Origin of the sequence: Ameyamaea chiangmaiensis, from assembly GCF_013376175.1 — a bacterium.
GTDB classification, from domain to species: domain Bacteria; phylum Pseudomonadota; class Alphaproteobacteria; order Acetobacterales; family Acetobacteraceae; genus Ameyamaea; species Ameyamaea chiangmaiensis.
The window spans coordinates 1-11,050 of sequence record NZ_JABXXR010000100.1 but is presented as its reverse complement, the minus strand read 5'-3'; the positions used below and the strand labels follow the sequence as shown (position 1 = coordinate 11,050).

Genomic DNA, 11,050 nt, shown 5'->3' with positions numbered 1-11,050 from the left:
CGACTCGCTCGACCCCGGGCGGCGCCGCGAGGGTAGTGGGGCCGGAGACCAGCGTCACTCGTGCGCCGAGCACGCGCAGCGCCGCCGCGACGGCATAGCCCTGCTGACCCGACGACCGATTGGCGATATAGCGCACCGGATCGATCGGCTCATGCGTCGGGCCGGCGGTGACCAGCGCGTGGCGACCGGCCAGCGGCTGGGGCGCGGGTGCCAGAAGGGACGCGATCTGTGCCACGATGGCGGGAGGCTCGGACAGGCGTCCGAAGCCGAATTCGTTGCAGGCCATCACGCCTTCGTCCGGGCCGACGACATGCACCCCTCGCGCCTTCAGCGTCGCGAGATTGGCCTGCGTCGCCGGGTGGTCCCACATCCGCACGTTCATCGCAGGGGCGATCAGTACCGGCGTGTCGGTGGCCAGCAGAAGCGTGGTGGCGAGATCATGGGCGCGGCCGGTCGCCATGGCCGCCATCAGATCGGCCGTCGCGGGGCAGACGACCAGCAGGTCGGCCGCGCGCGACAGGGCGATATGCCCCATCTCGCTCTCGAGCGAGAGGGAGAACAGGTCCGTGCGGACCTCGGCCCCGCTGAGTGCCTGAAGCGACAGCGGCGTGACGAAACGCGCGCCGGCCTCGGTCAGGACACACTGGACGCTGCCCCCCTGGCCGGTCACCAGGCGTATCAGTTCGAGCGCCTTGTAGGCGGCGATCCCCCCGGCCACGATCAGCAGGACCCGACGCCCTGCCAATGTGCGGGGATCGGTCATCAGAGACGCCAGCCGGAGTGGATCGCGGCGATCCCGCCGGACAGGTTGCGATACGACACGCGCTCCAGTCCCGCGTCGCGCATCATGTCCGCCAGGGTTTCCTGATCGGGGAAGGTACGGATGCTTTCGGCGAGATACTGGTAGGATTCCCGATCACCGGCGATCGCCGCGCCCATGCGGGGCAGCACCTTGAACGACCAGGCGTCATACACGGGCGCCAGGGCGGCGACCTGCACACGCGAGAACTCCAGACAGCAGAACTTGCCGCCCGGGCGCAGGACACGCCGTGCCTCGCGCAGTACGGCGGACTTGTCGGTGCAGTTGCGCAGGCCGAACGCGATCGAGACCCGGTCGACCGAGCGGTCGGGCAGGGGGATGGCTTCGGCATCGATCACGGCGAAGTCGATGGCGTCGGCGAACCCGCGTTCGATGGCGCGGTTACGCCCGACCGCGAGCATGCTGTCGTTGATATCGGACAGAACCGCCGATCCGCCACCCGCGCGGAGCCACCCGAACGTGATGTCGCCCGTGCCACCTGCCAGATCGAGAAGGCGAAGATCGGGCGACGGGCCAAGGCTTGCGACGAAAATCCGCTTCCACGCGCGATGGACGCCCAGCGACATCACGTCGTTCATGATGTCGTAGCGCGAGGCCACGCTGTCGAACACCGCGCGCACCAGCGGCTTTTTCTCGCCGATCGGGACATCGCGATAGCCGAAGTCTGTGGTGCGTCCGGCGGTGGCGCCGGAGTCGGAAGGGATGTGGGGCGGGGCGGCCGGGTCGCCGAAGGCATTGTCGCTCATGCCTCGACCCTATAGCGTGAACGGGGTCATGCCGGAACTCCCCGAAGTCGAAACCGTGATGCGCGGGATGCGCGCGCGCCTCGAAGGCCATACGGTCGCGTCCGTGGCGCTTCATCGCGCCGACCTGCGCTGGCCCGTCCCGCGGGAGATCCTCGATGTCTTGCCCGGCCGCCGGATCGAGGGCTTTGCCCGCCGGGGGAAATACATCCTCATACGGCTCGGCGGCGGCTGGACGGTGCTGTTGCATCTGGGCATGTCGGGCCGCGTGGTGCTGGGGGTGCCCGGTCGGAACGATCCGCCCGAGTCCCATGAGCATGTCGTGATCGAGACGCGCGACGGCGCCCGGGTGGGACTGGTCGATCCCCGGCGCTTTGGCGCGCTGGACCTGATCGAGACCGCGCGGGAGGCGGAGCATAGGCTTCTGGCTGCAATGGGGATCGAGCCGCTGGGTCCGGATTTCACCCCGGCGTTCCTGCTCGCCGCATTTACGGGCCGTCGGGCACCCGTCAAGTCGTTGCTTCTGGACCAGAGGATCGTGGCGGGCCTGGGCAATATCTATGTGTGCGAGGCCCTGTATCGGGCGCGCATACACCCCGCCGAACCGGCGGGCGTGCTGGGCGCCGCCCGTGTTGCCGCACTGGTCGACGCCGCGCGTGCCGTTCTGGAAGAAGCCATCGCCGCCGGGGGGTCGAGTCTGCGCGACTACGTCCAACCTGACGGGGAGCTGGGATATTTCCAGCACGCCTGGCGCGTATACGGGCGCGAGGGCCGCGTCTGCGGCGATCATGAAGACGGATCTGCCAGGGGGACGGCGTGTCCCGGTGTCGTCCGAGCCGTGCAGTCGGGCCGCTCGAGCTTCTTCTGTCCGACGTTGCAGGTGCTGTCATCGGAGCGATGATGGCGATCGGTGCTTGACGCGCGGGGGCGACGTGGATTACACGGCCACCCTCACTTGGCTGTCCGCACACATGTGTGGCGCATGCCACTCACACATGTGCTGAACTGATAATAGAGACCCATGGCGAACACCGCATCCGCGCGCAAGCGCATCCGTCAGAACGAACGCCGCAACGCCCGCAACACGGCCCGCGTGTCGCGCATGCGCACCTTCATCAAGAAGGTCGAGCAGGCAATCTCGGCCGGCAACAAGGACGAGGCCACCGCCGCCCTGCGCGCCGCGCAGCCGGAAATGCAGCGCGCGTCCACCAAGGGCGTTGTGCATGCCAACACGATCTCGCGCAAGATTTCGCGCCTGTCGGCCCGCATCAAGGCCATTGCGACGGCCTGATCGCGACATGCGGCGCTGCTGCAGTGTAGTGCGCCGCAGAGACAAGTAAAAATCGGGCGAGAGGCAGTAATTTCTCCTCGATGTGAAGAAAGTCGGCGAAGGGCGTGCGTCCTGCCGGCTTTTTTTATGCCGCGATCGACCTTCGATAGGGGCGGCGCCCGGGTTTTTCAGGTCGCGGCACGTCCCATCATTTCACGGCGTGGCAAAGCCGATATTCGGCCCCTGCAGAGACCGAGATTTCCATTGCCTCGCCCCGGCGCGTGCTCTAGTTTCGCGTCTCTATCTTGCAGCAAACCGAGCGATGACCGCCCGTGCGAGCGCTGCCGAGCAAGCTTCGGCTTGTCGGCACGATCCGCCTATGCGCGCCCGGTGTGCCATGCCTGTCCGTGAGTCCGGTACCATTCCGGACGAGATTTGTTCTGGGGGAAACATGCGATCGATCGGTGCGCAGGCGCGATGACCGGATTCAGCTACCCCGATCATGACGACGACGCCGGACACACTGTTTCGTCCGGAATTCCCGCCGAGATCCTTGAGATGCACTGGGCGCGAATCTGCGCCCGCCTGCAGACCGAAGTCGGCGAGGTCGAATACCGCACGTGGCTGAAGCAGATCACGTTGGGTCCGGTCGACGAGGACGAGGTCACGTTGTTCCTTCCCACGCGGTTCTTGCGCGACTGGGTGCGGGGGCAATATGGCGACCGGCTGAACGACTTGTGGTCGGCGGAAATCGCCGCCGTGCGACGCGTGGAGCTTCAGGTCCAGCGCGGCACCCCGGCACGGGCGGCGTCCGCGCAGGGCGTCGCGGTCGATGCGCCGGTCCCCGAGCCGGCCCCGCCGGTCGTTGCGGAAATACGCAACGATCTGGCCGCGCCGCTCGACTCCCGGTTCACGTTCGACAGCTTCGTCGTGGGCAAGCCGAACGAGTTCGCTTACGCCTGCGCGCGCCGGGTGGCCGAGCGTCCGTCCAGCGCGGGGTTCAATCCGCTGTTCCTCTATGGCGGCGTGGGGCTGGGCAAGACCCATCTGATGCACGCCATCGGATCCGAACTGGTGCGCGACGGACGTGTGTCGGTCGCCTATATGTCGGCCGAGAAATTCATGTACCGCTTCATCGCGGCGATCCGTTCGCAGTCCACGATGCAGTTCAAGGAGCAGTTGCGGTCCGTCGACGTTCTGATGATCGACGACCTCCAGTTCCTCATCGGCAAGGACAACACGCAGGAAGAGTTCTTCCACACCTTCAACGCGCTGGTGGATGCGGGGCGCCAGATCGTCGTGTCGGCGGACAAGTCGCCGTCCGATCTTTCGGGACTGGAAGACCGGCTTCGCACCCGGCTCGGTTGCGGCATGGTGGCCGACATTCACGCCACGACGTTCGAACTGCGCATCTCCATTCTGGAAGCGAAGGCACAGGCATCGGGTGTGCCGGTGCCGCCCAAGGTACTGGAGTTCCTGGCCCACAAGATCACGACCAACGTGCGCGAACTCGAAGGCGCGCTGAACCGTCTGATCGCGCATGCCCAGATGTTCGGCCGACCCGTGACCCTGGAATCGACGCAGGAAGTCCTGCACGACATTCTCAAGGCTCATGATCGCCGCGTGACGATCGAGGAGATCCAGCGCAAGGTCGCCGAGCATTGGAACATCCGGCTGACCGACATGTCCTCGGCTCGCCGTTCACAGGCGGTGGCGCGTCCACGTCAGGTGGCGATGTATCTGTCCAAGCAGTTGACCAGCCGTTCCCTGCCTGAAATCGGCCGCAAGTTCGGCAACCGGGATCACACGACGGTCATGCACGCCGTGTCGCGCGTGACCGACCTGATGCAGCTCGACAGTGCGTTCGCCGAGGATGTCGAGCTTCTTCGTCGTATGCTCGAAAGCTGAGCCGGGACTGCGGCATGCAGGAAGCCGGTTGAAAACGGGGCGGCGGCTGGTAGTCTCAGGGCGTGAGAATCTGCCCGGCACTTCCGCCCGGGCGCGGAGGATCGAGGACAGATGAAGCTCAAGGCCGATCGTGCCATTTTGATCAAGGCACTCGCGCATATCCAGAGTGTGGCTGAGAAGCGCAACACGATCCCCATTCTGGCCAATGTCCTGCTGACCGTGAAGAACGGGCACCTGACTCTGACCGCCACCGACATGGAAATCGCGGTGGTGGAGACTGTGGCGGCCACCGGCGTGCGCGACGGCTCGGCGACCGCGCCGGCTGCCGTGCTGTATGAGATCGTGCGGAAACTGCCGGACGGCGCGGACGTCGAGCTCGACCATCCGGGCGGCGATTCGCCGCTGGCGCTGCGGGCGGGCCGATACGCGACCAACCTGAACGTCCTGCCGGTCGATGATTTTCCCTCGATGGTAGCGGGCGACCTGCCGTGCCGTTTCCGGATCCCGGCGGCGACGCTGCGAGGCCTGATCGATCGGACGCGTTTTGCGATCTCGACCGAAGAGACGCGCTATTACCTCAACGGCATTTACCTGCATGCGACCGAGGGGGACACCGGTCCGACGCTGCGGGCCGTCGCGACGGACGGCCATCGTCTGGCACGGGTCGAGACGGAATTGCCCGACGGCGCCGCGGGGATGCCTGGCGTCATCGTGCCGCGCAAGACGGTGGCCGAACTGCGCAAGCTGCTGGACGAAGGCGCGCCGGACGTGGACGTGGCCCTGTCCGACACCCGCATCCAGTTCACGGCGGGTGGCGTCATGCTGACGTCCAAGCTGATCGACGGAACGTTTCCGGAATATGAGCGTGTGATCCCGCGCAACAACGACCGTATCCTGCGGGTCGGCAAGCGCGATTTCGCCGACGCCGTGGCGCGTGTCGCCGCGATCAGCCAGGAGCGCAATCGCCCTGTCAAGATGGCGCTGGCGCACAACCTGCTGACGCTTTCGGCCTCCAGTCCGGATCAGGGCATCGCGAGCGAGGAACTCGATGAAAACCGTGTCTCCTATGACGCGGCGCCGATCGAGATCGGGTTCCAGGCGCGTTATCTCAACGACATTACCGACCAGATCGACAAGGATGTCGAGTTCGCGTTCGCCGACAGCGCCGCGCCGACGGTCGTGCGCGATGTCGACAGCCCGAGCGCCCTGTATGTGCTGATGCCGATGCGTGTCTGACGACACGCGCGCACGTCCGCGCAGGCGGGCGTGACGAGGACGGCATCGTGCTGTCTCTCGATCGACTGGTCCTGACCGACTTCCGGAACTATCGCCGCCTTGTGTGGCATCCGGAGGCACCTGTGGCCGTGCTGCATGGCGAGAACGGTTCGGGGAAGACGAACCTTCTCGAAGCGGTGTCGCTTCTGGTTCCCGGCCGTGGTCTGCGTGGGGCCGCGCTGTCGGACCTGGGGCGCAACGGTGCGGCGGAATGGGGCGTGAGCCTGGGCGTTACCGGGCCATACGGCGCCACGGACATCGCCACAGGCATGACGGCGGCGGCCACAACGTCGTCGCGACAGTTTCGCCTCGATGGTCTTCCGCTGCGAAGCCGCGAGCGCGTAGGCGAGCATCTGGCCTGTGTCTGGCTGACACCGCAGATGGAGCGCCTGTTTCAAGATGGCGCCAGCGCCAGACGCCGGTTTTTCGATCGTCTGGTGCTGGCGCTGGAGCCGCATCACGCGCGTGAGCTTGCCGCCTATGACCGTTCGCTGGCACAGCGTAACCGCCTGCTTGCCGGAAGCGGCGGCGATGGCGGCTGGCTGGACGCGGTGGAGAACTCGATGGCCCGGCACGCCGTGGCCCTGACGGCCGCGCGCCGCACGCTGACCACCGCGCTGAACGCGCATGACGGTGTCGGGCACGGATTTCCCGAGACGACTCTCTCGCTTCTCTGCCCGGTCTCGGCCCTGATGGACACGCTGCCCGCTTTGGCGGTGGAGGACAGACTGCGCGACGACTGGGGCCGGTCCCGGCACCGTGATGCCGCGCGGGGAGGCACCGCCATCGGCCCACATCGTGCCGACGTGGTGTTTTCTGAGCGACTCAGCGGCCGGCCGGGGGCCCTGTCCAGCACCGGTCAGCAAAAAGCGATGCTGCTGGGCGTGATTTTCGCCCATGCGCAGGTGATGGGCGCGGTGCGGGGGCAGATGCCTGTCCTGTTGCTGGACGAGCCGATGGTTCATCTTGACGAACAGCGACGCATGGCCCTGATGCATGCCGTGGCTCATGCGGGCGGCCCGGTGCTGCTGACCGGAACGGACACGCAGGCTTTCGCGGGGTTGCGCGACCGGGCAGCGTTCCATGCGGTCCACGAAGGCGCCGTTGTGCGATCGTAGGGCGGCTGTTTTCGCGCGCTCGCCCCCCGGTGCTTCTGGTCTGCGTCGGTCGATCCGGTTATAGTCACCGCTTACGTTGCGGCCCCGCGCTGCGACTCAGCTCTGGAGTACCCTGCCGGCATGTCCGATCCGAACAACGCGGCCAATCCTGACTCTGTCCCTTCGGTGCCGCAGGACGATGTCGATTACGGAGCGTCCTCGATCAGCGTGTTGAAAGGTCTGGATGCGGTTCGCAAGCGTCCGGGCATGTATATCGGCGACACCGATGATGGCTCTGGCCTGCATCACATGGCGTTCGAGATCATCGACAACGCCGTCGACGAAGCGCAGGCGGGCTTTGCCACGATGTGTTCGTTGACCCTGAACGGCGACGGATCGGTCACGGTGCGTGACGACGGGCGTGGCATCCCGACCGACCTGCACGAGGAAGAAGGCGTCAGCGCGGCCGAGGTCGTACTGACCAAGCTGCATGCCGGCGGCAAGTTCAACCAGAATTCCTACAAGGTGTCGGGCGGTCTGCACGGTGTCGGCGCGGCTGTGGTCAACGCGCTGTCGGAATGGATGGAGGTCCGCATCTGGCGTAACGGGCTGGAGCACATGATCCGCTTCCAGCACGGCGAGCGTGACGCGCCGCTGTCGGTGGTGGGGCCGAGCGAACAGCCGCGCGGCACGCAGGTGACGTTCAAGCCGAGTGCCAAGACCTTCACCAAAGTGGAGTTCGAGTTCTCCATTCTGGAACGGCGCCTGCGCGAACTGGCGTTCCTGAACTCCGGGCTGAGGATCGTCCTGCGCGACGAGCGTCATGCCGAGCCGCGCGAGGAAGTTTTTTTCTACGAAGGTGGCCTGATCGCGTTCGTCGACTGGCTCGATCGTGGCAAGGCACCCATCGTCACCCCGTCGCTCAACGGAAGTGCCGAGAACGCCGAGAGCGGGATCAAGGTCGAGTTTGCCCTGACGTGGAACGATTCGTTCCATGAGACGATGCTATGTTTCACCAACAACATCCCGCAGCGTGACGGCGGCGCGCATCTGGCCGGCTTCCGTCAGGCGCTGACGCGTGTCGTCGGCAAATATGCCGAGGGCATGGGCAAGAAAGAGACCCGCGATCTGGTCGGCGAGGACATGCGCGAGGGCCTGACCGCCGTGCTGTCGGTGAAGGTGCCGGACCCAAAATTCTCGTCCCAGACGAAGGACAAGCTGGTCTCGTCCGAAGTCCAGCCGGTGGTGCACGCGGCGGTGTCGGACCTGCTGTCGCACTGGTTCGAGACCCATCCGAAGGAAGCGCGTCAGATCATCGGCAAGGTGATGGACGCCGCGGCAGCGCGCGAGGCCGCCCGTCGCGCACGCGAACTGACGCGCCGCAAGGGTGTGCTCGACGTCTCGTCGCTTCCGGGCAAGCTTGCGGACTGTCAGGAGCGTGATGCCGCCAAGGCGGAACTGTTCATCGTCGAGGGTGACTCGGCTGGCGGTACCGCCAAACAGGGCCGCGACCGGAAATTCCAGGCAATCCTGCCGCTGCGTGGCAAGATCCTGAACGTCGAGCGCGCGCGATTCGACCGGATGCTGGGTTCGGAGATGATCGGCACGCTGATCACGGCGCTCGGCACGGGCATCGGGCGCGGAGAAGTCGACCAAGGCGGCTTTTCGATCGACAAGCTGCGTTACCATCGCATCGTCATCATGACGGACGCCGACGTGGACGGCTCGCACATCCGGACTCTGTTGCTGACGTTTTTTTTCCGGCAGATGCCCGAATTGATCGAGAACGGCTACCTGTATATCGCGCAGCCGCCGCTGTACCGCGCCAAGCGCGGCAATGAGGAACGGTATCTCAAAGACGATGCCGCGCTCGAGAACTATCTGCTCGACAAGGCACTGGCCAATGCGACGCTGACCTACGGCGACGGCCGTGTGGCGTCGGGTGAGGAACTGGCGGGTGCCGTGAGTCGCATCCGGGGTGCGGTGCAGGCGATCAACGGCCTGAATTCGCGCGCGCCGACCTGGCTGGTCGAACAGGCCGCGATTTCCGGGGCCCTGACCACCGATGTCGCGCTGGCACAGACGCGCGTGCCAGCCCTTCAGGCGCGCCTGGACGAGGCCTCGCTGCCCAACGAGCGCGGCTGGAAAGTGGTGGCCAGTGCCGACGGGCTGGAACTGGCGCGCAATGTGCGTGGCGTGGGCGAGGTCTATCGCGTCGATCCCGCGACGCTGCGCAGTTCGGAGGCCCGTCGTCTGACGGAGTTCGCCGACTGGCTGGAACGCGATTTCGGCATGCCCGCCACGCTGGCCTTCGATGCACAGACTTCGACGGTGCGGGGGCCGGCCTCGCTGTACGAGCGCATTCTCGCGCAGGGGCGTCGGGGACTTGCGATCAACCGGTTCAAGGGGCTGGGCGAGATGAACGACGAGCAGTTGTGGAACACGACGCTCGATCCGGCCACCCGCACTCTTCTGCAAGTGCGTGTCGGCGATATCGAGGACGCGGCGCAGGTCTTCTCGACCCTGATGGGCGACGTGGTCGAACCGCGACGCGACTTCATCGTGGGCAACGCGCTCAAAGTCGCCAACCTCGACGTCTGAAGCCACAGGATGCGCCGTTTAGCGGGAGTGGCTCTGGGCGTTCTGTTCACCGTAGCCGGGATGGCGTCGCCCGTACGTGCGGCGACCTATCCCGATGGGGCGGTCACGCTGCGCTACGCCGTGTATCTCCACGGGTTTCACGTTGTGGACGTGCATACGGGCTACACCGTCAACGCGGCGGCCTATGACGTCCGCACGACCCTTCAGACGGATGGCATCTGGGCGGTATTCCTGAAGATGAACATTACCAGCACCGGAACGGGTCGGTTCGCGGGCGATGCCGTCGCGCCGACCCTGTTTCAAAGTGATGGTTTTTCGCGCGGCCACGACCGGCATCTGACCATTCGGTATGCGGATGGAACCCCCAGTGTGGCGGTCCTCGATCCGCCGGAGACTGACCGCGTCCCCGTGGAGGCCGACCAGCGCGCCGGAAGCATCGATACGCTGTCGGCGATGATGCTGATGCTGGGCACGCTCGACCGGACCGGTCAGTGCGATGGGTCGGCGAAAGTGTTCGACGGCCTGCGCCTGATAACCATGAGCAGCCACAGCGCGGGGAAGCAGGCGCTGCCCCCGGACAGGCGTCTGTCCTTTACCGGCGACGCGGTGCGCTGTGATTTCGTGGGGCAGCAGGTCGCGGGCTTCGTGCGCAACAGCCGCCACGAGGCACAGATGCGCAAGCCTCAGCCGGGGTCCGTCTGGTTCCAGAACCTGCAGGGGTACGGCATGGTGGCCGTGCGGATCGAGCTCAACCACCCCAAGATCGGCAAACTGACCGTGCTGCTTGCCGAGCCACCCGGGCACTGAGCCCTCAGGCAGGGATCAGCCGTTCCGCGACTCCGGGAATGTCACCGATTGTGGCGCAGGCAGCGGTCGCGCCCGTTTCCATCTCTGGCCGTCCATAGCCCCAGCGGGCGAAGATGCTGGCGACCTGCGCACCGGACGCGGCCTGTATGTCGTTGGTGTGATCGCCGACCATCACGGCGCGGGCGGCTACGCTGCCCGCGGTCTCCACGGCGCCACGCAGCGACGCGGGGTCGGGCTTGCGGGTGGGATAGCTGTCGCCGCCGGCGATCGCGGCGAACAGGGGGCTGATGCTCATGCCCTCGAGGATGTGCCGCGCCGCTGCGACCGGCTTGTTCGTGCAGACCGCCAGACGCCAGCCATCGCGCCGCAGACGGTCGAGCGCGTCTTCAGTGCCGGGAAACAGCCGTGTCTCGTCCAGCGAGCGCGGCGTGTAATCCGCGATGTAACGGTGGGTCGCTTCCAGCCGGTCGATTCCGCTGGCCGCCGCGCCCGCGCGGTCGAGCAGGCGCGCGACCAGGGCGGCCGCGCC

General features: G+C 66.2%; 10 protein-coding genes. 7 read left to right on the top strand and 3 right to left on the bottom strand.

All coding sequences use genetic code 11. The features are described 5' to 3' along the window. Both coaBC and HUK82_RS11620 read right to left on the bottom strand, forming a co-directional pair. Window positions 1-763 (bottom strand): bifunctional phosphopantothenoylcysteine decarboxylase/phosphopantothenate--cysteine ligase CoaBC (coaBC, locus tag HUK82_RS11625; protein ID WP_176614115.1); only part of this gene is annotated, 763 nt, incomplete at its 3' end. Then, window positions 763-1,566, bottom strand: a complete 804-nt coding sequence (locus HUK82_RS11620; RefSeq protein ID WP_176614114.1) for a class I SAM-dependent methyltransferase — start codon at window positions 1,564-1,566, stop codon at window positions 763-765. The genes coaBC and HUK82_RS11620, both read right to left, overlap by 1 nt. Window positions 1,567-1,594: 28 nt before the next feature. On the opposite strand from HUK82_RS11620, the gene mutM reads away from it, so the two are divergent. The 7 genes from mutM to HUK82_RS11585 all read left to right on the top strand — a co-directional run bounded on the left by mutM (window position 1,595) and on the right by HUK82_RS11585 (window position 10,521). After that, window positions 1,595-2,464, top strand: coding sequence for a bifunctional DNA-formamidopyrimidine glycosylase/DNA-(apurinic or apyrimidinic site) lyase (gene mutM, locus HUK82_RS11615; RefSeq protein WP_176614116.1), 870 nt, complete (start codon window positions 1,595-1,597; stop codon window positions 2,462-2,464). A 120-nt stretch (window positions 2,465-2,584) separates the two neighbouring features. After that, complete coding sequence (gene rpsT / locus HUK82_RS11610) at window positions 2,585-2,854, top strand: 30S ribosomal protein S20 (protein WP_176614113.1); 270 nt, start codon at window positions 2,585-2,587, stop codon at window positions 2,852-2,854. A 537-nt stretch (window positions 2,855-3,391) separates the two neighbouring features. Next, complete coding sequence (gene dnaA / locus HUK82_RS11605; RefSeq protein ID WP_246495053.1) at window positions 3,392-4,741, top strand: chromosomal replication initiator protein DnaA; 1,350 nt, start codon at window positions 3,392-3,394, stop codon at window positions 4,739-4,741. Window positions 4,742-4,852: 111 nt separating this feature from the next. Beyond that, the gene (gene dnaN / locus HUK82_RS11600) at window positions 4,853-5,977 is read left to right on the top strand and encodes a DNA polymerase III subunit beta (RefSeq protein ID WP_176614111.1); all 1,125 of its coding nucleotides are present in this window, start codon (window positions 4,853-4,855) and stop codon (window positions 5,975-5,977) included. Window positions 5,978-6,024: 47 nt separating this feature from the next. Continuing rightward, complete coding sequence (recF, locus tag HUK82_RS11595; protein WP_176614110.1) at window positions 6,025-7,134, top strand: DNA replication/repair protein RecF; 1,110 nt, start codon at window positions 6,025-6,027, stop codon at window positions 7,132-7,134. Window positions 7,135-7,254: 120 nt separating this feature from the next. Then, window positions 7,255-9,714: a DNA topoisomerase (ATP-hydrolyzing) subunit B gene (gene gyrB, locus HUK82_RS11590; protein ID WP_176614109.1), complete on the top strand. Its 2,460-nt coding sequence runs from the start codon at window positions 7,255-7,257 to the stop codon at window positions 9,712-9,714. A gap of 9 nt (window positions 9,715-9,723) precedes the next feature. Next, window positions 9,724-10,521, top strand: coding sequence for a DUF3108 domain-containing protein (locus HUK82_RS11585; protein ID WP_176614108.1), 798 nt, complete (start codon window positions 9,724-9,726; stop codon window positions 10,519-10,521). Window positions 10,522-10,525: 4 nt separating this feature from the next. On the opposite strand, the gene HUK82_RS11580 is transcribed toward HUK82_RS11585, so the two are convergent. Next, the coding region (locus HUK82_RS11580; RefSeq protein ID WP_176614107.1) for an HAD-IA family hydrolase at window positions 10,526-11,050 on the bottom strand (525 nt) is incomplete at its 5' end.

Coding starts and splice junctions, on each gene's coding strand:
- HUK82_RS11620 (WP_176614114.1), bottom strand. CDS start 1,566: ATGAGCGACAATGCCTTCGGCGACCCGGCCGCCCCGCCCCACATCCCT.
- mutM (WP_176614116.1), top strand. CDS start 1,595: ATGCCGGAACTCCCCGAAGTCGAAACCGTGATGCGCGGGATGCGCGCG.
- rpsT (WP_176614113.1), top strand. CDS start 2,585: ATGGCGAACACCGCATCCGCGCGCAAGCGCATCCGTCAGAACGAACGC.
- dnaA (WP_246495053.1), top strand. CDS start 3,392: ATGCACTGGGCGCGAATCTGCGCCCGCCTGCAGACCGAAGTCGGCGAG.
- dnaN (WP_176614111.1), top strand. CDS start 4,853: ATGAAGCTCAAGGCCGATCGTGCCATTTTGATCAAGGCACTCGCGCAT.
- gyrB (WP_176614109.1), top strand. CDS start 7,255: ATGTCCGATCCGAACAACGCGGCCAATCCTGACTCTGTCCCTTCGGTG.
- HUK82_RS11585 (WP_176614108.1), top strand. CDS start 9,724: ATGCGCCGTTTAGCGGGAGTGGCTCTGGGCGTTCTGTTCACCGTAGCC.